We start from the raw sequence: 24,117 nt of genomic DNA on the forward strand, positions 1-24,117 counted from the left end.
TGCATCACCGGACACCTCCGCGACGGAATCGATCGGGCATGTCTGCGCATGCCCCGAACCTTGTCTGTCAGTGCGCGCTGCGTCGCTGCCAGACTCGCCACAATGCATACACCGGCAGGCCCAGCGCGATGATCAGCAGGCTCATGCCGGCGTCCCCCGGCGTCTCGATCGTGGTGGCCACGATCACTCCCAGCACCGTCACCACGAACAGCAGCGGCAACAACGGAAACAACGGCACTCGGAACGGCGCCGGCTCGTCGACGAACTTCCAGCGGTACCAGAACAGCGTGCCGATACCGAACGCGTGACCGAGCCACTCGCCCACCGTGGTGTAGTCGACCAGCTGGCCGAAATTGCCCCACAGCGTGAGCACGACCGTCCATGCACCCAGCACGGCCAGCGCCACCTGCGGCGCGCGCGTGCGGCGGTCGATGTAACCCACGGCGCGAAACAGCATGCCGTCCGCCCCCATCGTCTGCAGGACCCGCGCGCCACCGGCGATGGCGATGCTGCAGTAGCCGAAAGTGGAACAGGCGATGCCCACTGCGATGACCTTGGCCCCGGTGCTGCCGAAGAGGTGACTCACCAGGTCGGCCGCCGGCGCCTGGCTGGCGGCAAGACCCGCATGCCCCAGCCCCGCCAGATAGGCCACGTTGGCCAGTACATAGGCCACCACCACGCCGGTCATGCCCAGCGCCAGCGCCCGTGGCAGGGTGCGCTGCGGATCGCGCACTTCGCCGGCCAGGTCGTTGAGGTAATGGAAGCCGCCGTAGCTGAACAGCACCGGCAGCAGTGCGCCGACGAAGGCGCCGCGCGATGCAGGATGCACGGTGTCCGCCGCCAGCACGCCACCCAGGTGACCGTGTGCCAGTGCCAGCCCTACCGCGACCAGCAGGGCGATCGCGCCCAGCTTCAGCACTGCGAAGATGTTCTGCATCAACGCGCCCGCGCGGATGCCGAACAGGTTGACCCCCACGATGAACACGATCGCCGCCACCGCCACCGGCTTCAGCCACAGCAGCGGCAGGCCGATGGCCTCGCAGAAATAGTCGGCGAAAGTGGTAGCCACCGCGGCCACGCTGCCGGGGTAGTTGATCAGCGCCATCGTCCAACCGAACAGGAAGGCCGGCACGTTGCCGAACGCCTCGCGCAGGTACAGGTAGATGCCACCCGCCTGCGGGCGCCGCGAACCCAGCTCGGCGTAGCACAGCACCCCGGCCAGCGTGAGCAGGCCGCCCAGCACCCACAAGGCCAGCAGCGGCAAGCCGGACGAGGTGCGTGCAGCCACCGTGGCCGGTGTGCGGAAGATGCCGGCGCCGATCACGCCGCCGATCACGATCATCGCGCCGTCCCATACGCCGAGACGGCGCAGGTAGGCGTTGGGACTGGTTTCGGTCGTCATCCGGCAACCATGCCTGAGCAGAGAGGTTTCGACCAGTCCCGACGGCGCTGTGCGTGACAGATGTCGGGAGCGTCCGTCCGCCGACGGGCCCGCATGCCGCAGCCACGCTGTGGACGGTTCGCAGGGGTGCGGTACGTTGTCCGGCATCGCGTCGATCTAGAATCGATCATCCCCGTCACACCGAAAGCCGTGAGTTCCCAGCCCCGCAAGATCATCCATGTCGACATGGACGCGTTCTACGCGTCGGTGGAACAGCGTGACGATCCCTCGCTGCGCGGCAAGCCGGTGGTGGTGGCCTGGCGCGGGGCGCGTTCGGTGGTGTGTGCCGCCAGCTACGAGGCGCGGACCTTCGGTGTGCGTTCGGCAATGCCGGCGATTCGCGCCGAACGGCTATGTCCGGATGCTGTGTTCGTGCCTCCCGACTTCGCGCGCTACAAGGCCGTGTCACGGCAGATCCGCGAGATCTTCGCGCGCCATACCGACCTGATCGAACCGCTGTCGCTGGACGAGGCCTATCTCGACGTCACGGCGAACCGGACCGGCCTGCCCTCGGCCACCGCCACCGCGGAAGCGATCCGCGCGGCGATCCGCGCGGAAACCAACCTGACCGCGTCGGCGGGCGTGGCGCCAAACAAGTTCCTGGCCAAGATCGCCTCGGACTTCCGCAAGCCCGACGGCCTCTTCGTGGTGCGCCCGCACGAGGTGCTGGAGTTCCTCACGCCGTTGCCGGCGAATCGCCTGCCCGGCGTGGGCAAGGTGATGGAAAGCAAGCTCGCCGCGCTGGGCATCGCGACCGTCGGCGAGCTGCGTGCGTTCCCGGCCGGGGAGATGGAAGAACGCTTCGGTCGCTGGGGCAGGCGCCTGCACGAGTTGTCGCTGGGCATCGACGAACACCCCGTGACGCCAGACCGGCCAACCCTGCAGGTATCCGCCGAAGATACCTTCGAGCACGACCTCAGGCTCGACGAACTGGAGCCGCACATCCGCCGTCTGGCCGAAAAGGCCTGGGCCGCACACCAGCGCGAGGCACAAACCGGGCGGGTGGCCCGCACCGTGGTGCTGAAACTGAAGACTGCCGATTTCCACACCCTCACCCGCAGCCTGACGCCATCCAGCCGGCCGTCGTCCGTGGTCGAGCTGGCCGATATCGCCTGCGCGCTGCGCAGCCGGGTGGAACGTCCCGCCGATAGCCGGTACCGGTTGGTCGGCGTGGGCCTGGCCGGCTTCGTCGATGCCGACAGTTACGCCGCCCAGCGCGACCTGTTCGATCAATAGAAACTCCACGAGACAACCATAGCTTGCAAATAAATAGTGCGCTATGTATATTGCGCACCATGACGACACGCCCCGCCACCACCAGTACCGATTCGCCTCTGCGGCTCGACCAGCAGGTGTGCTTCGCGCTGTATGCGGCCAACCTGGCGATGGGCAAGCTCTATCGCAAACTGCTGGCCGAGCTTGACCTTACATATCCGCAGTATCTGGTGATGCTGGTGCTGTGGGAGCGCGACAGCCTGACGGTGTCGGAGATCGGTGAACGCCTTTTCCTGGATTCCGCCACGCTTACGCCGCTGCTCAAGCGACTGCAGGCTGCCGGCCTGCTCGACCGCGTGCGTTCGACCCAGGACGAGCGCCAGGTCGTGATCAGCCTGAGTCCGGCCGGACGTGCACTCAAGAAACGCGCCAGCGCCGTACCCGGCGAAGTGTTGTGTGCATCCGGCTGTGAACCTGACGCCCTGCGCAAGCTCAAACGCGAACTCGACAAGCTGCGCGGCCAGATCGCCGCCACCCCTTGATGGAACCGGACTTCCGCATTCTCTTCCGGTCATATAAATAGTGCACGATTTATTATTGCGCAACATCTAACGGAGACGAGCCATGCGCCTCCGCAAGCACCTGATCCACTGCCTGACGCCTTTCACCCCAACGAGGTCACCACCATGTCCATCGAAAAAGTCCTGTATCGCGCCCACGCCAAGGCCACCGGCGGTCGCGACGGCCACGCCACCTCTTCCGACGGCGTGCTCGACGTCCAGCTGACCGTGCCGAAGGAGCTCGGCGGCAACGGTGCCACCGGCACCAATCCCGAGCAGTTGTTCGCCGCCGGCTATTCGGCCTGCTTCATTGGCGCGCTGAAATTCGTCGCCGGCCAGGAAAAGCGTGTGCTGCCGGCCGACACCACCATCGAGGGCACCGTGGGCATCGGCCAGATTCCCACCGGCTTCGGTATCGAGGTCGAGCTGAAGATCCATGTGCCCGGCCTGCCGCGTGAGGAGGTGGAAGCGCTGGTGCAGAAGGCGCATGTCGTGTGCCCGTACTCCAACGCCACCCGCGGCAACATCGACGTGACGCTGACCGTGGTCTGAGTCCGCGTTACTGGATGACAAGGAAAGCCCGGGCAAGCCCCGGGCTTTGTGCGCCTTCGCGAATCAGCGCAAGCGGCGCGAGATCGCGAAGAACGCCAGGTTGCCCAGACCCGTGGCGCCGGCCAGTACCGCGACCATGCCCGGGGTGACATCGTGCCAGCCGAACCACTGGATCAGCCCGAAGCCCAGCGCCACCGACAGCAGCACGATGCCCCAGCGCAGCGAAGACAGCCGGCGGCGCAGCTCCTCGTCGCGCAGCATCGCGTCAATCAGTTCGGTCGAGCCACCGGACTCGACCATGCGGCGGCGGACGATCGCCTCCACGCAGACCTTGATCGCGTAGGCGATGGCGACAAACAACGAAATCGGGACCAGAATGCCGAGATCCATGAACTTCTCCTGATGGCAGGTGGAAATGGGTAGGTTCGGGAACATGGATACAGCCCGCCGCCGGACGGTTGCAGCACGCGAGTTGCAACCGCAGCCCTGTTGCCTGCATCAGATGTCGCATGGATGACATCCACCACCCCGACCGCGCGCTGGTCGACGCCGTGCTGGCCAACCGGCCGGGGGCGTTCGAGCGCCTGGTCCACACGCACCAGCGCCTGTGCTGGCATCTCATCCTGCGCATGGTGCGCGACCCGGAAGATGCCCGCGAACTTTGCCAGGACACGTTCCTGCGCGTGCACCAGTGCCTGCACCAGTACCGCGGCGAGTGTGCGCTTAAGTCGTGGATCGGCCGCGTGGCCTACCACCTGGCCCTGCGCCACCTGCAACGCAAGCGCCTGCCGCTGGCCGGGACACACGACGACGACGGCGTGGCCCTGGTGGAAAACATCGGCGACGGCTTCGACCTGGAAGCCGCCTGCGCGGACGCGGAGATGTTGCATCACCTGCATGAGGCGATCGAGACGCTGCCGCCCTTGCAGCGCACCCTGCTGACGCTGTATCACCTTGAGGAGCTGTCGATTCCGGACATCGCCGAAATCACCGGCCTGCCCGTCGGCACCATCAAGAGTCATTTGTTCCGGTCGCGCCTGCGCGTGCGCGACGCACTTGCAACCCGGACAGGAGTTGCCGCATGAACCACGACGACAAAGCTTCGCTCGACCCGGCGCAGGAGCGCGAATGGCAGGCACAGGAACGCGCCCTGCGTGCCGAGCGGCTGGGCCTGGACCCGCGCGGCGACGATGTCCGCGTGCGCCGCTACCGCGTGCTGTCGAAAGCCCTGCGCCAACCGCCGGCGGAAGCCCTGCCCGCGGACTTCGCTGCGCAGGTGGCTGCGCTGGCAGCACCCGCCACGCAGCCCCGGAAAACCCGCCATGGCGCACTCGAAACCGCCCTGCTCACCAGCCTGCCGGGTATCGCCGTCGTCGCCGGTGCGGTGGCGCTGGGATATGACGCGCAGGCATGGCTGCCCGCCGTCCGTGTGGCCGTGCCGGCGGTCGACCCGCAGTCGCTGCGCTGGCTGCTGGCGCTTGGTGGCTGCCTGGGACTTTCCTGGCTGCTGGAGCGCTGGCAACGGCATCGGCAGACGAACAGCTGAGTGCCGGCTCCGTCAGCCACGAAAAAGCCCGGGCGAACCCGGGCTTTTTCAATGCCGGCATGCCTGGCTTACTTCTTCTTTTTCGGTATGTAGAGGTCGGTGATCGTGCCTTCGTAGACCTCGGCCGCCATGCCCACCGACTCGCCCAGGGTCGGGTGCGGATGAATGGTGAGGGAGATGTCGGCCGCTTCGCTGCCCATCTCGATCGCCAGCGCCAGCTCGGAGATCAGCTCACCCGCGTTCACGCCGACCACCGCACCACCGACGATGCGATGGGTTTCCTCGTCGAAGATCAGCTTGGTGAAACCTTCGGTGCGGGCGATGCCGATGGCGCGACCGGAAGCCGCCCACGGGAACTTGCCCACGCCGACCTTGAGGCCCTTTTCCTTTGCCTCGCGCTCGGTCACGCCGACCCATGCCACTTCCGGGCTGGTATAGGCCACCGACGGGATCACCCGTGCGTCGAAATGGCTCTTCTCGCCAGCCACCACTTCGGCAGCCACATGTGCCTCGTGCACCGCCTTGTGGGCCAGCATCGGCTGGCCGATGATGTCGCCGATCGCGAAGATGTGCGGCACGTTGGTACGCAGCTGCGTGTCGACGTTGATGAAGCCGCGCTCGGTCACCGCCACGCCCGCCTTGTCGGCGCCGATCTTGTTGCCATTCGGCGAGCGGCCCACCGCCACCAGTACGCGATCGAACACCGCGGTCTCGGGGATGCTCTCGCCCTCGTACTTCACCTCGATGCCTTTCTTGGTGGCCTTGGCCTCGGTCACCTTGGTCTTGAGGTGGATGCCCTTGAGCTTGCCGCCAAGACGCTTGGCCAGCGGTTTGACCAGGTCGGCATCGGCGCCGGGGATGATCTGGTCCATGAACTCGACCACGGTCACTTCACTGCCCAGTCCCGAATACACGGTGGCCATTTCCAGGCCGATGATGCCGCCGCCCACGACCAGCAGTTTCTTCGGCACGTCCTTCAGTTCCAGCGCGCCGGTGGAATCCATGATGCGCTCGTCGTCCCACGGGAACGCCGGCAAGCGCACCGCCTGCGAACCGGCGGCGATGATCGCCTGCTCGAAGCGGATCAGCTTGGTACCCTCGGCCGTCACCACTTCCATTTCGTGCGGCGAGACGAAACTGCCGGTGCCCTGCACGGTGCGCACCTTGCGCTGCTTGGCCATGCCGGCCAGACCGCCGGTGAGCTGGCCGACCACCTTGGTCTTGAAGTCGCGCAGCTTGTCGATCTCGATCTTCGGCGCGCCGAAGCTGACGCCATGCGAGGCCATCGCCTCGGCCTCGTCGATCACCGCCGCGGCATGCAGCAGCGCCTTCGAAGGGATGCAGCCCACGTTGAGGCAGACGCCGCCCAGCGTCGAATAGCGTTCGACCAGCACGGTGTCCACGCCCAGGTCGGCAGCGCGGAAAGCGGCCGAATAGCCACCGGGACCGGAGCCCAGCACAACCAGCTTGCACTCGATATCGGCGGTCCGGCCGGACGCGCCGGCAGCCTGCGGGGCCTTGACCGCAGCCGGCGCAGGCGCGGCTGCCGGAGCGGCGGCGGGAGCAGCGGGTGCCGGCGCGGTTTCGCCGGCCGCCTCGAGCACCGCGATCACGGCGCCTTCGGACACTTCATCGCCCAGCTTGACCTTGAGCGCCTTGATCGTGCCGGCCGCCGTCGACGGAATCTCCATCGTGGCCTTGTCCGATTCCAGGGTAATCAGGCTCTGGTCCTTGGCGACGCTGTCGCCGACGCTGACCAGGACTTCGATGATCGGCACGTTCTCGTGACCGCCGATGTCGGGAACCTTGATTTCGATGGTGTTGGCCATGGTTAGTTTCCTTGGGTTTCTCAGGACGCCGCAGGGGGGGCGCCCGAATCTCTGGCAGATGAGTCACCGGCCTGGTCGGCCCGTGTCTCGGCAATGTCGCGGACGACGTCACGCACGGCATCGTTCTCGCCTGCGCCGCCGCCAACCGGCCCCGGCCTGGGGCCGGTCACCGGGGTGGCCCAGCTGCGCACGTGCAGGTCGCGCTGGGGGAATGGAACCTCGATCTCGTATTTTTCCAGTGCCGTGTGCAGTGCCCAGTTGTAGGCAGCCGTCACGGAACCGGGATGACGCGTGGCGTCGGCATCCAGCCAGACCACCAGCTGGAAATCCAGCGAGGAGTCGCCGAACCCGACTAGCCACACCTGCGGCGCGCGCGGGCCTTCCATCGACAGCGTGAACGGCACCTCGGCGGCGGCTTCAAGCGCGGCCTTTTTCACCAGCTCCTTGTCGGTGCCGTAGGCCACGCCGAAAGGCACCTTGATGCGACGCGAAACCTCGCGCAGGGTCCAGTTCACCACGCGGCCGTTCACGAACTCCGAGTTCGGCACCAGGATGTCGATGTTGTCGTTGGTGCTGACGCGGGTGGCGCGGATGTTGATGTCGCGCACATGGCCGTGCAGACCCGACGACAGCTCGACGAAGTCGCCCACCTTGAGGCTGCGCTCGAACAGCAGGATCAGCCCCGAGACGAAATTGTTGAAGATCGCCTGCAGGCCGAACCCCAGACCCACGCCCAGGGCCCCGGCGAACACCGTCATCTTGGCCATCGGTATGCCGGCGATGCTGAGCGCCCACAACGCTCCGACCACCATCAGCAGATAGTGCAGCAGACGCTCGACCGTGTAGACCGACGAACGATTGATGTGCTCGTGCCGCTCCACGTAGCCGTGCAGCAAGCCCTTCACCACCCGTGCCACCACCAGGAACGCCGCGAACAGCAGCAACGCACCCAGCACGGAACCGACGGTGACGTCCACGCCACCGAAGTGGACGCCCAGGCTCAACCACTTGCCGATCTGCCCGATACCGTGGCGCACCGTGTCGGGCACCATCGCAGCCGGCGCGGCAAACCACACCGTGCTGCCGATGATGTCGGGCGCGGCACGCGTCATCGCCCCTCCGTGGTCAGAGCAGCAGACGGCGGATGTCGCCGAGCTGCCGTGCCACGAACACGGCGAAGCGCGCGGCCAGCGCACCGTCGATCACGCGATGGTCGTATGACAGCGACAGCGGCAGCATCAGGCGCGGCGCGAACTCCTTGCCGTTCCACACCGGCTTCATGGCCGCCTTGGAAACACCGAGGATCGCCACTTCCGGCGCATTGACGATCGGCGTGAACGCCGTACCGCCGATGCCGCCCAGCGAGCTGATCGAGAAGCAGCCGCCGGACATGTCGGCCGGACCGAGCTTCTTGTCGCGCGCCTTCTTCGAGATCTCACCGAGTTCGGCGGCCAGTTCCAGCAGGCCCTTCTTGTCCACGTCGCGGATCACCGGCACCACCAGGCCATCGGGCGTGTCCACCGCGATGCCGATGTGGAAGTACTTCTTCAGGATCAGCTTCTCGCCGGTATCGTCCAGCGAGGCGTTGAACTGCGGGTATTCCTTCAGCGCCGCCACCACCGCCTTCATCTGGAACACCAGCGGGGTGACCTTGAGGTCCTTGTTCTCGGCACCGAGCTGCTTGCGGAAAGCCTCCAGCTCGGTGATGTCCGCATCCTCATGCTGGGTGACGTGCGGGATCATCGCCCAGTTGCGCGCCAGGTTGGCGCCGGAGATCTTCTGGATGCGCGAGAGCGGCTTTTCCTCGATCTCGCCGAACTTGCTGAAATCCACCTTCGGCCACGGCAGCAGGTTCAGGCCGCCACCGGCGGCAACGGTACCGCCCTGCACCGGGCGCGCCCCCGAGGCCAGCGCATGCTTGACGTAGGCACTGACGTCCTCGCGCTGGATTCGGCCGCCACGACCGCTGCCCTTCACCTGATGGACGTCCACGCCCAGCTCGCGCGCGAAGGCGCGCACCGCGGGGCTGGCGTACGGCGCATCGCCCGGCATGACCAGGCCGGCATCGACCGGCGGACGCGGAGACGCGGCCGACGAGACGGCGGCCGGTTCGGCCCTGGCAGGCGACGGCGCGAGTGCGGGGGCCGGCGCAGCCTTGGGTGCCTCGGCCGGCGCGGGAGCCGGAGCCGGGGCAGCCGCGCCTTCGGCTTCGATCAGCGCGATCAGTGCACCCTCGGAAACCTCGTCGCCCACCTTCAGCTTCACGTCCTTGACCGTACCGGCAAACGGCGCGGGCACTTCCATCGTGGCCTTATCCGATTCCAGCGTGATCAGGCTCTGGTCCTTTTCGACGCGGTCGCCGGCCTTGATCATCACCTCGATCACCGGCACGTTCTCGTGACCGCCGATGTCGGGCACATGTACCTCGCGGACAGCCGGGGCCGATGCCGGCGCTGCGGCAGGAGTCGGCGCCGGGCTGGGAGCGGGTGCGGCAGCCGGGGCCGGCGCGGGTGCCGCAGCGCCCTCGGCCTCGAGCACGAGGATCAGCGCGCCTTCGGAAACTTCGTCACCGACCTTCAGCTTCACGTCCTTGACCGTGCCGGCGAACGGCGCAGGCACTTCCATCGTGGCCTTGTCCGATTCCAGCGTGATCAGGCTCTGATCCTTCTCGACCCGGTCGCCGGGTTTGATCATCACCTCGATGACGGGCACGTTCTCGTGACCGCCGATATCGGGTACGCGGACTTCTTTAAGGTCGGCCATGGGTTCTCCTGCGGATCAATGGCGGCCGCGGGGGATGGCGGTCGCAAGGCTTCCATGATAGCGAACCGGCCAGCGTTGCGGGTGCTTCTGGACGTCCAAATCATCCATCCGCATACGTATGCACGCGGAGTGGGGGCGCATCGCATGCGGCAAGCCCAGTCACGACAAGGCCTGACAGAGTCCGCAGGGAGTGCAGAGGCATCCGGCGACAGATTTCTCCTACATCGTCCGACCGGGCCGGAACGCCCAACGCGCGCGCAGCAGCACGCGCCAGGCGACCTCATGCGTGCCTGTTCAGCTGCCCTGCTGTGCGCCGACCGGCAGCACGCCCTGCACCACGGTCAGTTCACGCTGCGGGAACGGAATGCTGATGCCCTTGTCGTCGAAGCGCTCCTTGATCGCGCGCAGCAGATCGGTCTGCGTCGCCCAGATATCCGCACTGCGAGTCCACGCGCGGACCACCAGATCGACCGAGCTCTCGCCCAGGCCCTTGGTCCAGACACCGGGCTCCGGGTCCTTCAGGATGCGCGGGTCGGCCGCGAACAGTTCGCGGATCTCCGCCATCGCCGCACCGATGTCGTCCTTGTAGCCGATGCCTACGGTCAGCTCGAAACGACGCCGGCCGCGACGGTTGTAGTTGGTGATCGCATCGCCGCCCACCTTGCCGTTCGGCACGATCGCCTCGCGCCCGTCCGGCAACAGCAGCTGGGTGTGCATCAGGTTGATGTTCTCGACCGTACCGTCCACGCCGGCCACAGTGACGAAGTCGCCGACCCGGAACGGACGAAAGATGATCAGCAACACACCCCAGGCCAGGTTGCTCAGCGAGCCCTGCAGGGCCAGACCGACAGCCAGGCCGGCGGTACCCAGCGCGGCCACCAGCGGAGCCGACGGCACGCCAAGCACGCCCAGCGCCATCACCGCCAGCAGCGCAACCAGTACACCATAGACAAGATTTCGCAGGAATCCGACCAAGGTGGAATCGAACTTGGCGCGCCCCATCGCACGCTCGGCGAAATTCGCGAGGCGCCGGGCCAGCCAGATGCCGATCACCATCAGGACCAGCGCACCCAGCACATTCATGCCGATGCGCACGGCAATGCCGACGTAATAGGAAACAGTGCCTGCCGCCGCATTCGGCGGGATGAGGCTGGCGGGTAGAAGAAAATGCATGAATCACGTGCTCCGTGGAACGAATACCCGTACAGCCTAGCAGCGCAGGCATGAAGCGCACGCCTTCACCGGCACGCCAAAGAAAAACCGCACCAGCCGGCCAGGCATGATGCGGGACGTCCGTGCGCACAGATGGGGCGCACCCTGTCTTGGGGAGTTCGCCGACGATCGCTGAAACCGGTACGCGCAGTGGGCCGGCGCGTCCACGGTGGTTTCAGCGGCATCAGCGCATGGCGCGTTGCCTTGCCGAGTTGTCAGCGTCCTTGTGCGGGACGATCAGCCGAGCGGAGCGCCATCCGGCAGGCGAGCGCTTCGCTTTCGTTGCAACCCCGGCTGAAAGTGATACCGCCGGATTCGACGTGCACGTCGTCGCTGCTGTTGACGCCACGCATCCATCCTGTCGACAGGTTCGGTCCGATGCGCCCTGGGAACATGGGCCAGCGGTCATGCCCTGCCATCAGTCACGCACCTCGCACGGCACGAATGGCAGGGTGGGTCGTGACCGTACCGATCGGCGACGGCAATCGGTTCAGGCGTGCGGCTCGTCCGACGCCAGCTCGCGGCGCACCGAACGCAGCGAGGCGCTTTCCCACGCCGCCACCAGCACCAGCACCGCCGTGGTCGCCATGAACACGTCCGCCACCGTCAGCTTCTGTGCCAACAACGCCAGCAACCCGAGCAGCGCCAGGCCGACCATGTGGGAGAGCGGGAAATACGTGCTGTTGACGGTCTGCTTGAAGAGTGCGTTGCCCAGCAGATACAGCCCAGGCCCACCCAGCAATACCGCGAACGCGCCCGCGGCGGGCACCGCGTGCGGATGACCGAGCGCAAGGTCGTCGGCCACCGCGGCAACGATGATGCCCGCGACGATCAACAGGTGCAGGTAGGTGTAGGCCACCCTCGCCTGCCGACCGGGATCGGTCGAGCGCCGGATCGACCGGCTGCCCCGCTCGGCCCCAAGGTCGAAATAGATCCACCACATTGCCACGCTGCCTATAAAGCCGCCGACAAAGGCCTGCACGGTCGCGGCGTTCCAGCCCGCCTCGGCAAAACTGCTACCGGTGGCCAGCACCGACTCGCCCAGCGCGATGATCACGAACAGACTGCAGCGCTCGGCCAGATGCCCGCCTTCCACGTCCCAGTCGGCGGTGGTCGAGCGCCCCATGCCCGGCACCCGGAACCCCACGGCCGGCCCGAGGTATTCCACCATCAGCGCCGCCACCCAGCAGGCGGCGCGAAGCGGACCGTCGTGCCAGCCACCGGTCAGCCAGAGCACCCCGGATACCGAAAGCCAGAGCAGGATGCGCCGGAAATTCCGCGTGTTCGCCGGTGCCGCATCGCCCAGTGCCCACAGCGTGAAAAGCGTGCGTCCGACCTGCATGAACACATACGTCACCGCGAACAGCAGACCGTGTTCGCCGAACGCCTCGGGCAGTGCCGTGGAAAGCAGCAGGCCCGCCAGCATCATCGCCAGCAGCAGCAGCCGGACCGCCGGCCGTTCCGGATCCAGCCAGTTGGTCACCCAGCTGGTGAACACCCAGACCCACCACACCGCCAGGAACAGCAGCAGTACCTGCAGCGCCCCGGTCGCATCCAGCCGGTGCAGCAAAGTGTGCGACAACTGGGTCACCGCGTAGACGAACACCAGATCGAAGAACAGCTCGATGCTGGTCACCTTGTGATGCCCGGCCGTCTGACGTCGACGCATCAGACCGGCGGGGCGGGACACACTGGAAGCAGAGGTGTCGCTCATCGACAGCTCCTGGCGGGACACGCGCCATCTTTATCACGCCGCCATCGCAACGACCATGCCCAGGGCAAGGCAGTCATCGGCGGCGAGGAACCGGTGCCTGAAGAACGAGTGAGAGGAGTCGTCTGGACCGAACGCCCGCGTCAGGCGCCCGCCGCGCGTGCCAGCAGGCTCATGTCGCGATGGATCGCATCCAGCCGCGGCCATTGCCGGTCGAGCAGCGGAACGGCATCTTCCGGCGCCTGTGCCAACGCCGCTTCGAAGCTGCGCAGCAGGGCTTCTTCTTCGCGCGCCAGCAGGCGGATCCATTGCGCGTCGGTGCGCGGCGGGGCGCGCCAGTGCCATGTATCGACCCGACGCTGGAAACCCTGTCTCCAGCCGGATGGCGATTCCGGCTGGGCACGTCGATGCGTACGCCACTCGGCGATCAGCTCGTCCAGCAGGTCCGCATTCTCCGTCAGTACCGTGCGCAACCCGGGTTCGCTCACGGCATCGACGGCACGCGCATAGTCCGCACGCAGTCGCAGGCTGCGACGGATCAGATGGCGCCAGGGATGCGGCAGGGCGGGCGACACGCGGTCACTCCAGTGCGTGGTGAAACCGGGCGCCATCTTTGCGCGTGACCGCTTAGCCCAGGATTAATCCCGGCAGGCACCCCGACAGGCATCGGCAACGCGCAGCTGTCATGGCGCGCCTGCGTCCGTCACCTGCAGCAGATCCAGCATGCGTCCGTCGCCCGCCGGTAGGCCTTGCTGCAGCGTTGCCAGCTGCCGGATATCCGGGCACAGCGCCGCCACCTGCGGACGCAACACATTCATCCGCTGGCGCAGAAGCGCCGGACCGTCGGTCGCCAGCGCGGCGGCCCGATCACGCAACTCGGCTGCCCGCTGCAGGTCACCGCCCATCGCAGCCGTGAGCGCCTGCCGCCCGAGATCGGCAACGATCAACGGCACGATGTCGGAAGCCAGCTCCTGCTCGTACTGCTCGGCCACGGCTCCGTGCCAATCGTGCGTGCTGTAGCTGGCAGCGATGCGCTGCTTGAGGCTGACCGCATCCGCCGCCAGGCGCTGGTCCAGCTCGACGCGGGTCGCCGTATCCAGGCCAAGACTGGCCGCCTGGGAGCGCACCGTCTGCACCGCCACGTCGACCCCGTGGTCGGCCACTGCTTTCACCCGTGGCACGAGGGCTCGGAGCAGGCGCTCGAAGCGGGCCAGGCGCACGCGCTCGCCCGCGCTCAACGGCACGGTACGACCGTCCACGCGCAGCACTCCGTCCTGCAGCCGGACCCGCTGCGGTGCGGGAGAGGCACGATCGAACAACAGGTACGCGGGCACCACCGTTAGGTCATAACTGCTGCTGACATGACAGGTCGTCGCCAGATCCTGCGCATGCAGCGGCAGGACCAGCAACAGCGACAGCACGGGCAACATCACACGCAACGGACGCATCGGCGTTTCCAGGGGCACAGGTGGGTGCATGCGTAACGAGCGGTACGCCAACCGCCGCTGAATGTGCCCGGCCTGGCCGTTCGATCAGATCATTCAGCGGCCGCCACGCAGGGTCGGCAGCGGCTGCAGCGGGCTCGACGTTCAGCGACGCCGATGGAACTGCGCGCGGACCTGCGGCTGCCCCAGTCGCCAGGCCAGCCAAGCCAGCACCGGAATCGCGGCGAACTTCAGGCCGAGGCCGATCCGGTAACTGCGTCGCGCGTGGTCGAGCAACGCCTGCAACGCGAGCGTGGCCTGCGTACCGTCGGCGACCGCCATGTCGCTGGCCGACTGCACGAATTCATGCCAGCGCTCGAACATCCACACACCGCTGAGCGCCGACCATGCCGCCAGCACCACCGCCGCCACCTGCAGCGGAACCCGCGACCACGCCTGCTGCAGAATGCCGCCGGCACACAGCACGATCAGCACGAAAGCCGCCAGTAGATAAGCGATGTCCCAGGCCAGCTGCTGATGCAGGGAGGCGGTCACCGCCGGGCGCGGAGCCACGTTCGCATGCAGCAATGCCCACACGCCCTGCGCATGATGCACGTACTGCAGGCAGCCGAATGCCGACAGCAGCAGCACCAGCCACAGCACGATACGCCAGACCGAGAATTTGTTTGCGGAGGCACCCGTGCGCATCGTGAATGGCATCAGGAATACACCTTCTCGAAGCGCCAGGAATGTGACTCGAACCCAACCAGAGAAATGGCGTACCTGGCATGACGCTGTCCACCCATCGATGTCAGCGCGCCTTCGATGGCAACCGGCGAGGTTGGCAAAGCCGGAGCGCCGGACAGCGTCGTCGGCAGGACCCGTGCAATCGATAGGGAATAGCGGTGTATCACGGGCTCTCCGGTCAGCACATCAATAAACGCAAACCCGCAGTTTACGCCGGCGAACAGCAAAAGGCGCCCCGCAGGGCGCCCTTCGTGTTTCATGATGACAGGATCAGCGGCGAGTGATGGTGAACTTGCCGACCGATATACCCAGATTCACGCCTTCACCGGTACCGGCCAATGCCAACGAGGTGGTGCCCTTGGTCAGCACCTGGGCAGTGCCGCTCTTGACCACGCCCGCCTCGGCACCCGCCTCGACATAACTGCCGAACACGTCGTTGATGCTGCGCACGTGACTGATGTCGCCCTTGCCGTCGTCGATACGGAACTTGCCGGCGGTAAGACCACCACCGACCACGCTGATCTTCACCGGCGCCGTCTGACCGTTGTTGCAGGTGATGAAGCCCTTGCCTTCGGCATGCTTGTAGATCACCGACCAGCCGGACAGGGTGAATTTGAGATGGCATGCCACATCGGCCGATTCGGCGGCCTGTGCCGGCGCGGCTGGCAAGATCGTCATCGCGCCAGCGCACAGCAGCAGGGCGGCGGTCAGTCCAAGGGTGTGCTTGCTCATGGGATCGTCTCCTTGTGTGCGGCGTCATCGCCGACTGTCGATCAGTTTTGGCCGGGCAAGGTGAACGCTCGTACAAGAGACCCCGATATCGTTCAGCGTCGACGCAACTATGTGATGAAAGCGTCCATAGCGGACCCGGCGCTTTGTGTTGATCATTCGCTAACAACCCATCGCGCACACTTGCGCACGAACCCGCAACACATCGCAACGAGGAAACAGCATGCTGAAACATCTACTGGTCGGCTACGACGGCTCCGAATCATCGCAACAGGCCTTCCGACTGGCGATGGAAATGGCCCGCGCGAACCAGGGGCGCGTCCTGGTCGCATCGATACTGCAGGTCGTCGAAGGAGGCGATACCTGCGCCCTGATGATGACCGAGACGGCCGAGCAGCGTACCCGCGACCTGGTCGACGAACTGAAGGCGATCGCCCCCGACACTTCGAGCCTGGTCGATGCGGAAATCGCCTTCGGCAGCCCAGGTGACGTGCTGCTGAGCCTGGTCAAACAGCACCACATCGATCACATCGTGATCGGCCACACCGGCCGTGGCACGCTCGCGCGCTGGTTGCTCGGTTCGGTGTCCGACGATGTGCTGAGCCGTGCCCACGTACCGGTGACCGTGGTCAGATAAGTCACCGCAGACCGAGTCGGCGCATGTTCATGCGCCGACATTTTCAGGCCTTATGCTTCCCGACTGGATCTTTGGCACCTGGACGCTTTGACCCCGGGTGCACGCACGGGAGCAATGCTTGGACTACAACCCGACCTCATCCTGGAATGTCGAGCGTCTCGACTTCACACGCATCGATGTCGCCCGGGTGCGACACGACGAGGACATGTTCCTGCTGGTCTGCAGCGCATCGTTCGTGGAGAGCGGATCGGACCTGTACACCCGCAGCCTGATCGCACACTTCGAGCGCGACCGGGAGCTGCGCGACTGGCTGAGCCAGCACTGGGAACGCGAGGAATTGCAGCATGGCCGCGCACTGGCCACCTACGTGCGCCACGTCTGGCCCGAATTCGACTGGGACGGCGCATTCAAGGGTTTCTTGGCCGACTACGGCGCGATCTGCACTGCCGCCCAGCTCGAATCCAGCCGGGGCCTGGAACTGGCCGCCCGCTGCGTGGTGGAGACCGGCACGGCCAGCCTGTACCGCGCCCTCAACGACCTCGCCGACGAACCGGTGCTGCGCGAACTGACCGGCTGCATCAAGAGCGACGAGGTGCGCCACTACAAGCACTTCTACCAGCACTTCCTGCGTTACCGCGAGCAGGAAGGGCTGGGCCGCTACCGGGTATTCCGCGCGATCCTGCGGCGGGTCAACGAAATCCGCCGCGAAGACGCCGACATGGCACTGCGCCACGTGTTCAACCAGTGCTACCCCGGGCAAGGCGTGGACGAGGTGGCCTTCCGGCGCGTTGCCGCACGCACGCAGGCGCTGCTGCGGCAACACATGCCCGCCGAGATGACCATGAAAATGCTGCTCAAGCCACTGGCCTTGCCGGCACGGTTGCAGAACGCGCTGGAACGTCCATTGACGAGCCTGAGCAGGAAGCTGTTCCTGGCCTGACCTGCAGCCGGCGCCGCCGCTTCAGTCGCTCTTCGGCGCGGCCGCCGGCCGCGGCCTGCTGTCGATTTCGCGCTGTTTCGCCTGCTCGATCTTCAGCTTCGACACGTCGACCGGTCGGATATGCATGATGGTGCAGGGAATGTATCCCCGCCCCGTATAGACCCGGTCGAAGCGTGCCGACACCTGCCCGATGTACGAACTGAGGCCGATCGCATTGGCAAACTCCAGATTCTGGCAGGCGCCATCCAGATCGAGCAGCCAAGCCTTGTCCGGCCGGGTGTAGACCACCAGCCGGGTCTCGCTCAGCGGCTCCCACGACCACATCGGCGCGAAGAAACGGAAGCTGTCCACCGGCGCGCCTGCAGCCGCCTCGTAAGCGGCCAGGCGTTGCTGCTCGCGTTGTGCAAGCGGCACGCTCGAACAGGCGGCGACCAGGCCCGCCAACGCAACGGCGATCGTCAGACGCATACGTGACATCACGGTACCTCCTGGGGGAACCCTGCACACAACGCGCCAATCCGTCCGGCGTGTACGCGGTTATTTGCGCTTGGCCGCGTGCTTGTGCATGGTCACCTTCTGCCATTGGGATGGCTGGAAGCCTGCCACCTCGTAGGTGAGCGTTTCGTGCTTGTCGCCATCCTGCAGGACCACGTCCATGGTGATCTTCTTGGTCTTTTCCAGCGCATCAATGAAGGCCTGGTCATCGCGGATGAACACCGCCGGCTCGCCGCCGTCAGGCCGGTAGGCCCTCAACTTGCGATGCTTGCCATCGAAGGTGGCCGGAATCAGGCAGTTGCCCTTGCACGCGAAACCCTTGCCGCTGCCGAACAGGAACACGCTCTGGCCCCAGTCCGAGTGCCGGCGCAGCACCAGACGCACGGCATCATTGCCGGCCGGCGTGCTGCTGTAGATCGCGGCCGTGGACTGCGTACCGCCCTCCATCGGCCCCACCTGGTAGAGCCACAGTCCCTGCAGGCGGCGCGTCTCGCTGACAGCCTGCCAGCGCTTCTGCACCGCCGGTAGGCTCTGCGCCACTTCCTTGGCTGCCGCAGTGCCCGGGAAGCGGTCCTCGATGTCCTGTCCCAGCGACGAGGCCATCTGATCGTTCTTGATCTTCAGCAGCTCGCGGTAGGTGGACAGTTCCTTGGCGGCCTGCGCCTCTTTCGCCTTCGCCTGCGCCTGTGCGGCAGTCATCGAGGGCGCCCCGCTGCCCTGCTGCGAACAACCGGCCAGCGCCAGCACACCGCATACGGCGGCTGCCGTGAGAGAAAGACGAAAGGTCGACCTGATCATCGCTGCTGCACCCATGCGCGTGAAAAACAGCGCCTAGCTTGGAACGAGCCACCGCCGCAGCGCAACCGGCGCGACGATCAGGCCGCCGGCACCGGCTGGCCGAAGCGCTCGCGCAGCGCGCCGCGATAGCGACGGCTGCACGGGATCGTCGCACCATCGCGCAGGTGCAGCCGGGCATCACCGGTATCGAGCGGCTCGATCTCGGCAAGGTAGTCCAGGTTCACGGCGTAGCTGCGGTGCACGCGCACGAAACGCGCCGGATCGAGCCGCTCATCGATGCCGGCCATGGTGGCGCGCAGCGGGTAGTCGCGCCCGCAGACATGCAGGTTCACGTAGTTGCCAGCAGCCTGCAGCCACTCGATCTCGCTGGCGTTGACCAGGAATTCCTTGCCCAGCTTACGCACCAGGAAGCGCTCGGGCCGGTCTACCGGTTCCACTGGCGGCCCCTCGTCCGGCTCGGCGAGCAGCCGCGCCTCACCCTGCCAGCGCATCAGCACCAGCCGCCAGAGCATCACCATCGCGATGATGAAGAAGTAGGTGCGGATGTCCTTTAGATATTCGTAGCCGAAGTCGGGCCACCAGGCGCCACGCTCGCCTGGCCACCAGGCGCCGAACTGGTAGCGCTGGCCCATCGCGGCGTAGGCGAGCTTGCGCACTGCCACCATGCCGGCCACGTGGCACAGGCTGAAGGCCACGCTGGCGACTAAATGCCGCGCCAGATTGCCGGCCCAGCGGTCCCGCTGCAGCGGCCAGCGCCGCAGCGCCAGCAGCACCATCGGAATCAGCAGCAGGATCAGCAGCGCGCTGCTGCCCTCCCATACCCAGGGCTCCCAGCCGGGCAGGCGCGCGTTGTCGATCCGTGCCACCACGCCGTTGAACACGGTGTTGACCAGCACCAGCAGCACCAGCGCCGCGATGCCCGCCGGCCGCCGCCAGCGCTGGAAATCCTGGTAGGTGAAGCCGGAGCGGGTCTGCATCCGCGGCATTCTACGCGCCGCAGCCCACCCCTGGCCTCCGCCGTTCGTCCCAGCGGCGGCGCCGCCCGTCATCTGGCGATGGATCGGGGCCGCCGTCCGTTCCAGCATGGGCCTCCCGACGTCTCTGCTCCGGAAGGATTCGCCATGAATCGACGCGACCTGCTCAAAGCCGCCCTCGCCGCCCCACTGCTCCCGCTGCTGGCGCGGGCGGGCGCCCTGCTTCCCGAAACCGTCGGCGCCATCGGCGGCATCGGCGGCCCGGCAGGGCGCACCCTCGCCCGCATACGCCCCGGGCAGGCCAGCTGGCCGGCATCCGCCGAATGGGACGCGCTGCGCCGGGCCGTGGGCGGCCGGCTGCTGCAGCCGGTCTCGCCGTTCGCCCATTGCCCGTCCGACGCCTGCAGCGCGGCCCTGCACCAGTTGGACAACCCGTTCGCATTGGGGGACGACCCTGCGCTGACCCAGACCAGCGGCTGGGCCGACGCCTGGACCTCGCGTCCCAGCGCCTGGGCGGTGGCGGCCGAATGCACCGCCGACGTGGTCGCCGCGGTGAACTTCGCCCGCCAGCACCGCCTGCGGCTGGTGGTGAAGGGTGGCGGGCACAGCTATCAGGGCACGTCCGATGCCCCCGATTCGCTGCTGGTCTGGCCGCGTCACATGAACAAGGTGACGCTGCACGACGCCTTCGTACCCCGCCACGGCGCCGGCCAGGTGGCGCCGGTGCCGGCGGTGACGCTGGAGGCTGGCGCACTGTGGATCGATGCCTACCACGCCGTCACCACCCTGGGCGGACGCTACGTGCAGGGTGGCGGCTGCACGACGGTCGGCGTGGCGGGCCTGGTGCAGAGCGGCGGCTTCGGCAGCTTTTCCAAGCGCTACGGCAGCGCGGCCGGCAACCTGCTGGAGGCCGAAGTGGTCACTGCCGACGGCGTGGTGCGTGTGGTCAACGCCCACAGCGAGCCCGAACTTTTCTGGGCCATCAAGGGCGGCGGCGGCGGCAGCCTGGGCGTGGTGACCCGGCTGACCCTGCGCACGTTCGACCTGCCCGATTACTTCGGTGCCGTCTTCGGGCGCATCGAAGCCGCCACGCCGGATGCCTACCGCGCGCTGATCCGGCACTTCGTGGCGTTCTACCGCAAGATGCTGTTCAACCCGCACTGGGGCGAGCAGGCAGGCTTCCACAACGGCAACACCCTGAAGCTCGCGATGGTGTTCCAGGGCCTGACCGAGGCTGAGGCCAGGCAGACTTGGGCGCCGTTCCTGGCCTGGGTGAAGGCGCGGGGCGAATACACCGTCAGCGAACCACTGGCGGTCGCCGCGATTCCCGCGCGCCATTTCTGGGACGCGGACTACTTTCGCCGGCACGCGCCGCAATATGCCGTGCCCGACAACCGCCCGGGCGCGCCCGCCTATCACATGGTCTGGCGCAACGACGTGGACCAGGTGGGCTGGTTCATCCACGGCTACCGCTCCGCCTGGCTGCCCGCCGCCTTGCTGCGGCCTGCACGTGAAGCGGAGCTCGCCGATGCCCTTTTCGCCGCCTCGCAGCAGTACGACTTCGCGCTGCACTTCAACAAGGGCCTGGCCGGAGCCCCGGCCGACGCCGTCGACCGCGCACGCGACACCGCCACCCACCCGCACATGCTGGACGCCTTCGCGCTGGCGATCTGCGCTGACGGCGGAGCGCCCGCGTTCCCCGGCATGCCGGGCCCCAGCCCCGACCTGACCCGTGCACGCCGGCAGGCCACGAAGATCGACCACGCCATGGATGCGCTGCTCGAGGTCGCACCGGATGCGGGCTCGTACGTGTCCGAGAGCGACTATTTCCTGCGCGACTGGCAACAGCGTTTCTGGGGACCGAACTACCGGCGCCTGGCTGCCGCCAAGCGCCGCTACGATCCCGACGGCCTGTTCTTTGTGCATCACGGCGTCGGCAGCGAGGACTGGAGCGCGGACGGCTTCACCCGGCAGCGCTGAAGCGCGCATGCCGGCGTGCCGGCAGCGTCCGTCCGGTTTGCGGACGGACGTCCACTTGTGGCGCCTGCGCCAGCACCGATAATAGGCGCGCCCCGCAAGGATTCCCATGTCGCTCCCGTCCACGCCTTCGTCCGCGCTGCTGCGCAAACACCCCGCTTTCATCGCGTTCTGGTTCTCGCGCATTGCCTCCGGCTTCGGTTTCCAGATGCTGTCGGTGGCGGTGGGCTGGCAGGTCTATTCGATCACCGGGCGCGCCTTCGACCTGGGCCTGATCGGACTGGTGCAGTTCATCCCCTCGGTACTGCTGGCGCTGCCGGCCGGGCACGTGGCCGACCAGTTCGAACGGCGGCGGGTGGTGCTGATCGGGCAGATCGTGGAATGGACGGCCATCGTGCTGCTGGCCGCGCTGACCCTGCTCGGCCGCATCCACGAGCTGGGCATCCTGCTGCTGGTGTTCGTGATCGGCGTGGCCAAGGCCTTCGAGGCGCCGTCGATGCAGTCGCTGCTGCCGGCGCTGGTGCCTACCTCGATCCTGCCGCGCGCGGTGGCGGTGAGCGGCTCGGCGTTCCAGATGGCGATGATCCTCGGCCCCGCGGTGGGCGGCCTACTCTATGTGGCCGGGCCGGGCGTGGTGTACCTGACGGCCGCCGCGCTGTACCTGATCGCAGCGACCATGATGGCGGTACTGCGTTACGAACAGGCACCGCCGAAACGCGAACCGGCCACGATGAAGACGCTGTTCGCCGGCGTGCATTTCATCCGCGAGCGCAAGGACGTGCTGGGCGTGATCTCGCTGGACCTGTTCGCGGTGTTGCTGGGCGGCGCCACCGCGCTGCTGCCGATCTTCGCGCGCGACATCCTGCATACCGGCCCGTGGGGCCTCGGCCTGTTGCGCGCGGCACCGGCGGTGGGCGCACTGCTGATGTCGGTGTGGCTGGCCCGGCACGAGATGCAGCGCCGTGTGGGCATGATCATGTTCGTCTCGGTGGCCGGCTTCGGCCTGGCTACGCTGGTGTTCGCCGTATCGACCATGCTGTGGCTGTCGCTGGCAGCCCTGTTCGCGCTGGGGGCGTTCGACATGGTGAGCATGGTGATCCGCGGCTCCCTGGTGCAGCTGGACACGCCGGACGCCATGCGTGGCCGCGTCAATGCGGTGAACTCGATCTTCATCAACACGTCGAACCAGCTCGGCGAGTTCGAGTCGGGCATGCTCGCCGCCCTGGTCGGCGCGGTGAACGCGACGCTGCTGGGCGGCATCGGCACGCTGCTGGTGGTGGGGCTGTGGATGGGCATGTTCCCCAGTCTGCGGCGCAGACAATCGCTGCATGTGGCCACCGGCGATACGGAATCCAGTGCCGAAGTGATCTAAACGGCCATCGGCAACGTAACGGAAGCCATCACGGTCGCATCCCCGCCTGCCAGACCGGCAGCAGCGCCGTGAGCACCGGAGCCTGCCTTGATCGTCGTCCATCATCTGAACAACTCCCGCTCACAACGCGTCCTGTGGCTGCTGGAGGAGCTGGGCCTGCCGTACGAGATCAAGCGCTACCGGCGCGACCCGAAGACCATGCTGGCACCGCCTGAACTGCGCGCGGTGCATCCGCTGGGCAAGTCGCCGGTGGTCGAGGACAGCGACCTGGTGCTGGCCGAGTCCGGCGCCATCGTCGAGTACCTGGCCGATCGCTACGGTGCCGGCACCCTGATACCGGAAACCGGTACGCCAGCACGACTGCGCTGTACGTACTGGCTGCATTACGCCGAAGGCTCGGCGATGCTTCCGCTGATGTTGAAACTGGTGTTCCGCAGGGTCGAGAAGGCTCCCGCGCCATTCTTCGTCAGGCCCGTCGCACGCAGGATCGCCGCCCAGGTGCAGCAAAGCTTCATCGATCCGCAGATCGCGCTGCATCTGGATTACATGGAAGGCGAACTCGGCAAGACCGACTGGTTCGGCGGCGACCATTTCAGCGTGGCCGACATCCAGATGAGCTTCCCGCTGGAAGCCGCTGCCGCACGCGGGGGCCTGGACGCCACCCGGCCGCGACTGCAGGCCTTTCTGGAGCGTATCCACGCCCGCCCCGCCTACCGCCGCGCGCTGGAGCGGGGCGGCGAGTACGTCCTGGGCTGAGCGCTCACCCGCGCTGTTTACGTGTGGCTCACGCGGAGGCTGGCACCGTGGGCTTCCAACGAACAAGGAGCCTGCGCATGAGAAGGCAACGTGAACTGGAAAGCCACATGGAAGATCTCGGCGACCGTGTGCGTCGCCATGTCGACGACGCCAGCGACGCGGCGCGCGGCTGGGTGAGCAAGGGCCGCAATGCGGCAGCGCGCTTCGGCAACCGCGACTACGGGCGGCGCATCTCCAACGCGGCAGGAGACTTCGCCGACGAAGCGAACTACCGGTACCGCCGGTTGCGTCGCCAGGTGAAGCGCCACCCGGTCGCCACCACCGCCATCGTGGCGGGCACGGTCGGCGCCCTGCTGTTGTTGTGGCGTGCCTTCGGGCGCACCGACGAGGAATGATCGCCCCCTGTCGCACCGCCAACGAAAAAGCCGCCCGGATGGGC

26 protein-coding genes are annotated in these 24,117 nt (G+C 66.9%); 11 read left to right on the forward strand and 15 right to left on the reverse strand.

Annotation, left to right across the window (positions count from 1 at the left end; translation table 11 throughout):
- Window positions 1-67: 67 nt before the first annotated feature.
- Window positions 68-1,402, reverse strand: a complete 1,335-nt coding sequence (locus RA164_RS14915) for an APC family permease (protein WP_329741624.1) — start codon at window positions 1,400-1,402, stop codon at window positions 68-70.
- Window positions 1,403-1,627: 225 nt separating this feature from the next.
- Here RA164_RS14915 and dinB point away from each other — a divergent pair, with 225 nt between their 5' ends.
- The 3 genes from dinB (at window position 1,628) to RA164_RS14930 (ending at window position 3,768) form a co-directional block, all read left to right on the forward strand.
- Window positions 1,628-2,677, forward strand: a complete 1,050-nt coding sequence (dinB, locus tag RA164_RS14920; protein ID WP_412731114.1) for a DNA polymerase IV — start codon at window positions 1,628-1,630, stop codon at window positions 2,675-2,677.
- A gap of 59 nt (window positions 2,678-2,736) precedes the next feature.
- Complete coding sequence (locus tag RA164_RS14925) at window positions 2,737-3,198, forward strand: MarR family winged helix-turn-helix transcriptional regulator (protein WP_329741626.1); 462 nt, start codon at window positions 2,737-2,739, stop codon at window positions 3,196-3,198.
- Between the two features lie 144 nt (window positions 3,199-3,342).
- A complete protein-coding gene (locus RA164_RS14930; protein ID WP_329741627.1) occupies window positions 3,343-3,768 on the forward strand; it encodes an organic hydroperoxide resistance protein in 426 nt (141 codons plus the stop codon).
- A gap of 63 nt (window positions 3,769-3,831) precedes the next feature.
- Here RA164_RS14930 and RA164_RS14935 read toward each other — a convergent pair whose 3' ends face one another.
- Window positions 3,832-4,158 carry a hypothetical protein gene (locus tag RA164_RS14935; RefSeq protein ID WP_329741628.1) on the reverse strand — a complete coding sequence of 109 codons (327 nt, stop codon included), beginning with the start codon at window positions 4,156-4,158 and terminating at the stop codon, window positions 3,832-3,834.
- Window positions 4,159-4,277: 119 nt separating this feature from the next.
- Between RA164_RS14935 and RA164_RS14940 the strand changes: the two genes are divergently transcribed.
- Together RA164_RS14940 and RA164_RS14945 are read left to right on the forward strand one after the other, a co-directional pair.
- Window positions 4,278-4,853, forward strand: coding sequence for an RNA polymerase sigma factor (locus tag RA164_RS14940; protein WP_329741629.1), 576 nt, complete (start codon window positions 4,278-4,280; stop codon window positions 4,851-4,853).
- Window positions 4,850-5,314, forward strand: coding sequence for a hypothetical protein (locus RA164_RS14945; RefSeq protein WP_329741630.1), 465 nt, complete (start codon window positions 4,850-4,852; stop codon window positions 5,312-5,314). Before RA164_RS14940 ends, RA164_RS14945 begins: the two co-directional genes overlap by 4 nt.
- Before the next feature lie 68 nt (window positions 5,315-5,382).
- Here the strand turns inward: RA164_RS14945 and lpdA are convergent, their stop codons facing one another.
- From lpdA to RA164_RS14995, 10 genes are all read right to left on the reverse strand, one after another.
- The gene (gene lpdA, locus RA164_RS14950; RefSeq protein WP_329741631.1) at window positions 5,383-7,143 is read right to left on the reverse strand and encodes a dihydrolipoyl dehydrogenase; all 1,761 of its coding nucleotides are present in this window, start codon (window positions 7,141-7,143) and stop codon (window positions 5,383-5,385) included.
- 20 nt (window positions 7,144-7,163) lie between these two features.
- Window positions 7,164-8,255, reverse strand: coding sequence for a mechanosensitive ion channel family protein (locus RA164_RS14955; RefSeq protein ID WP_329741632.1), 1,092 nt, complete (start codon window positions 8,253-8,255; stop codon window positions 7,164-7,166).
- 13 nt (window positions 8,256-8,268) lie between these two features.
- Window positions 8,269-9,906 (reverse strand): dihydrolipoyllysine-residue acetyltransferase, encoded by a 1,638-nt coding sequence (aceF, locus tag RA164_RS14960; protein WP_329741633.1) that lies wholly within the window; start codon window positions 9,904-9,906, stop codon window positions 8,269-8,271.
- Window positions 9,907-10,200: 294 nt separating this feature from the next.
- A complete protein-coding gene (locus RA164_RS14965) occupies window positions 10,201-11,079 on the reverse strand; it encodes a mechanosensitive ion channel family protein (RefSeq protein WP_329741634.1) in 879 nt (292 codons plus the stop codon).
- Between the two features lie 529 nt (window positions 11,080-11,608).
- On the reverse strand, window positions 11,609-12,832 hold the full coding sequence (locus tag RA164_RS14970; RefSeq protein ID WP_329741635.1) for a low temperature requirement protein A: 1,224 nt from the start codon (window positions 12,830-12,832) through the stop codon (window positions 11,609-11,611).
- Window positions 12,833-12,972: 140 nt separating this feature from the next.
- Window positions 12,973-13,404: a hypothetical protein gene (locus tag RA164_RS14975; protein WP_329741636.1), complete on the reverse strand. Its 432-nt coding sequence runs from the start codon at window positions 13,402-13,404 to the stop codon at window positions 12,973-12,975.
- A gap of 108 nt (window positions 13,405-13,512) precedes the next feature.
- A complete protein-coding gene (locus tag RA164_RS14980) occupies window positions 13,513-14,277 on the reverse strand; it encodes a DUF2884 family protein (protein WP_329741637.1) in 765 nt (254 codons plus the stop codon).
- Between the two features lie 141 nt (window positions 14,278-14,418).
- Window positions 14,419-14,973: a hypothetical protein gene (locus RA164_RS14985; RefSeq protein WP_329741638.1), complete on the reverse strand. Its 555-nt coding sequence runs from the start codon at window positions 14,971-14,973 to the stop codon at window positions 14,419-14,421.
- Window positions 14,973-15,260 carry a hypothetical protein gene (locus tag RA164_RS14990; RefSeq protein ID WP_329741639.1) on the reverse strand — a complete coding sequence of 96 codons (288 nt, stop codon included), beginning with the start codon at window positions 15,258-15,260 and terminating at the stop codon, window positions 14,973-14,975. Before RA164_RS14990 ends, RA164_RS14985 begins: the two co-directional genes overlap by 1 nt.
- A 10-nt stretch (window positions 15,261-15,270) precedes the next feature.
- Complete coding sequence (locus tag RA164_RS14995) at window positions 15,271-15,732, reverse strand: hypothetical protein (protein WP_329741640.1); 462 nt, start codon at window positions 15,730-15,732, stop codon at window positions 15,271-15,273.
- Between the two features lie 220 nt (window positions 15,733-15,952).
- On the opposite strand from RA164_RS14995, the gene RA164_RS15000 reads away from it, so the two are divergent.
- Together RA164_RS15000 and RA164_RS15005 are read left to right on the forward strand one after the other, a co-directional pair.
- Complete coding sequence (locus RA164_RS15000) at window positions 15,953-16,366, forward strand: universal stress protein (RefSeq protein WP_329741641.1); 414 nt, start codon at window positions 15,953-15,955, stop codon at window positions 16,364-16,366.
- Between the two features lie 118 nt (window positions 16,367-16,484).
- Entirely contained in the window at window positions 16,485-17,306 is an 822-nt protein-coding gene (locus RA164_RS15005; RefSeq protein WP_329741642.1) for a ferritin-like domain-containing protein, read from the forward strand.
- Window positions 17,307-17,327: 21 nt separating this feature from the next.
- Here RA164_RS15005 and RA164_RS15010 read toward each other — a convergent pair whose 3' ends face one another.
- From RA164_RS15010 to RA164_RS15020, 3 genes are all read right to left on the reverse strand, one after another.
- On the reverse strand, window positions 17,328-17,783 hold the full coding sequence (locus RA164_RS15010; protein ID WP_329741643.1) for a DUF6491 family protein: 456 nt from the start codon (window positions 17,781-17,783) through the stop codon (window positions 17,328-17,330).
- A gap of 60 nt (window positions 17,784-17,843) precedes the next feature.
- Window positions 17,844-18,599, reverse strand: a complete 756-nt coding sequence (locus RA164_RS15015) for a hypothetical protein (RefSeq protein ID WP_329741644.1) — start codon at window positions 18,597-18,599, stop codon at window positions 17,844-17,846.
- Between the two features lie 77 nt (window positions 18,600-18,676).
- Entirely contained in the window at window positions 18,677-19,576 is a 900-nt protein-coding gene (locus tag RA164_RS15020; protein WP_329741645.1) for a LytTR family DNA-binding domain-containing protein, read from the reverse strand.
- 144 nt (window positions 19,577-19,720) lie between these two features.
- Between RA164_RS15020 and RA164_RS15025 the strand changes: the two genes are divergently transcribed.
- The 4 genes from RA164_RS15025 (at window position 19,721) to RA164_RS15040 (ending at window position 24,073) form a co-directional block, all read left to right on the forward strand.
- Window positions 19,721-21,553 carry an FAD-binding oxidoreductase gene (locus tag RA164_RS15025; RefSeq protein WP_329741646.1) on the forward strand — a complete coding sequence of 611 codons (1,833 nt, stop codon included), beginning with the start codon at window positions 19,721-19,723 and terminating at the stop codon, window positions 21,551-21,553.
- 106 nt (window positions 21,554-21,659) lie between these two features.
- Entirely contained in the window at window positions 21,660-22,922 is a 1,263-nt protein-coding gene (locus tag RA164_RS15030; protein ID WP_329741647.1) for an MFS transporter, read from the forward strand.
- A gap of 87 nt (window positions 22,923-23,009) precedes the next feature.
- Window positions 23,010-23,678: a glutathione S-transferase family protein gene (locus tag RA164_RS15035; protein ID WP_329741648.1), complete on the forward strand. Its 669-nt coding sequence runs from the start codon at window positions 23,010-23,012 to the stop codon at window positions 23,676-23,678.
- A gap of 77 nt (window positions 23,679-23,755) precedes the next feature.
- Window positions 23,756-24,073: a hypothetical protein gene (locus RA164_RS15040; RefSeq protein WP_329741649.1), complete on the forward strand. Its 318-nt coding sequence runs from the start codon at window positions 23,756-23,758 to the stop codon at window positions 24,071-24,073.
- The last annotated feature ends 44 nt before the right edge of the window (window positions 24,074-24,117 follow it).

Source organism: Dyella sp. A6 (genome assembly GCF_036320485.1).
Classification (GTDB): Bacteria; Pseudomonadota; Gammaproteobacteria; order Xanthomonadales; family Rhodanobacteraceae; genus Rhodanobacter_A; species Rhodanobacter_A aluminiiresistens.

Excerpts from the sequence above, each read along its gene's own strand:
- RA164_RS15000 (WP_329741641.1), top strand. The coding sequence starts at position 15,953 with ATGCTGAAACATCTACTGGTCGGCTACGACGGCTCCGAATCATCGCAA.
- dinB (WP_412731114.1), top strand. The coding sequence starts at position 1,628 with ATGGACGCGTTCTACGCGTCGGTGGAACAGCGTGACGATCCCTCGCTG.
- RA164_RS14935 (WP_329741628.1), bottom strand. The coding sequence starts at position 4,158 with ATGGATCTCGGCATTCTGGTCCCGATTTCGTTGTTTGTCGCCATCGCC.
- RA164_RS14915 (WP_329741624.1), bottom strand. The coding sequence starts at position 1,402 with ATGACGACCGAAACCAGTCCCAACGCCTACCTGCGCCGTCTCGGCGTA.
- RA164_RS15040 (WP_329741649.1), top strand. The coding sequence starts at position 23,756 with ATGAGAAGGCAACGTGAACTGGAAAGCCACATGGAAGATCTCGGCGAC.
- RA164_RS15030 (WP_329741647.1), top strand. The coding sequence starts at position 21,660 with ATGTCGCTCCCGTCCACGCCTTCGTCCGCGCTGCTGCGCAAACACCCC.
- RA164_RS14980 (WP_329741637.1), bottom strand. The coding sequence starts at position 14,277 with ATGCGTCCGTTGCGTGTGATGTTGCCCGTGCTGTCGCTGTTGCTGGTC.
- RA164_RS14940 (WP_329741629.1), top strand. The coding sequence starts at position 4,278 with ATGGATGACATCCACCACCCCGACCGCGCGCTGGTCGACGCCGTGCTG.
- RA164_RS14985 (WP_329741638.1), bottom strand. The coding sequence starts at position 14,973 with ATGCCATTCACGATGCGCACGGGTGCCTCCGCAAACAAATTCTCGGTC.
- lpdA (WP_329741631.1), bottom strand. The coding sequence starts at position 7,143 with ATGGCCAACACCATCGAAATCAAGGTTCCCGACATCGGCGGTCACGAG.
- RA164_RS14925 (WP_329741626.1), top strand. The coding sequence starts at position 2,737 with ATGACGACACGCCCCGCCACCACCAGTACCGATTCGCCTCTGCGGCTC.
- RA164_RS15025 (WP_329741646.1), top strand. The coding sequence starts at position 19,721 with ATGAATCGACGCGACCTGCTCAAAGCCGCCCTCGCCGCCCCACTGCTC.
- RA164_RS14930 (WP_329741627.1), top strand. The coding sequence starts at position 3,343 with ATGTCCATCGAAAAAGTCCTGTATCGCGCCCACGCCAAGGCCACCGGC.
- RA164_RS14970 (WP_329741635.1), bottom strand. The coding sequence starts at position 12,832 with ATGAGCGACACCTCTGCTTCCAGTGTGTCCCGCCCCGCCGGTCTGATG.
- RA164_RS15015 (WP_329741644.1), bottom strand. The coding sequence starts at position 18,599 with ATGATCAGGTCGACCTTTCGTCTTTCTCTCACGGCAGCCGCCGTATGC.
- RA164_RS14995 (WP_329741640.1), bottom strand. The coding sequence starts at position 15,732 with ATGAGCAAGCACACCCTTGGACTGACCGCCGCCCTGCTGCTGTGCGCT.
- RA164_RS15020 (WP_329741645.1), bottom strand. The coding sequence starts at position 19,576 with ATGCAGACCCGCTCCGGCTTCACCTACCAGGATTTCCAGCGCTGGCGG.
- RA164_RS15010 (WP_329741643.1), bottom strand. The coding sequence starts at position 17,783 with ATGTCACGTATGCGTCTGACGATCGCCGTTGCGTTGGCGGGCCTGGTC.
- RA164_RS14965 (WP_329741634.1), bottom strand. The coding sequence starts at position 11,079 with ATGCATTTTCTTCTACCCGCCAGCCTCATCCCGCCGAATGCGGCGGCA.
- RA164_RS14955 (WP_329741632.1), bottom strand. The coding sequence starts at position 8,255 with ATGACGCGTGCCGCGCCCGACATCATCGGCAGCACGGTGTGGTTTGCC.
- RA164_RS14990 (WP_329741639.1), bottom strand. The coding sequence starts at position 15,260 with ATGAAACACGAAGGGCGCCCTGCGGGGCGCCTTTTGCTGTTCGCCGGC.
- RA164_RS14945 (WP_329741630.1), top strand. The coding sequence starts at position 4,850 with ATGAACCACGACGACAAAGCTTCGCTCGACCCGGCGCAGGAGCGCGAA.
- aceF (WP_329741633.1), bottom strand. The coding sequence starts at position 9,906 with ATGGCCGACCTTAAAGAAGTCCGCGTACCCGATATCGGCGGTCACGAG.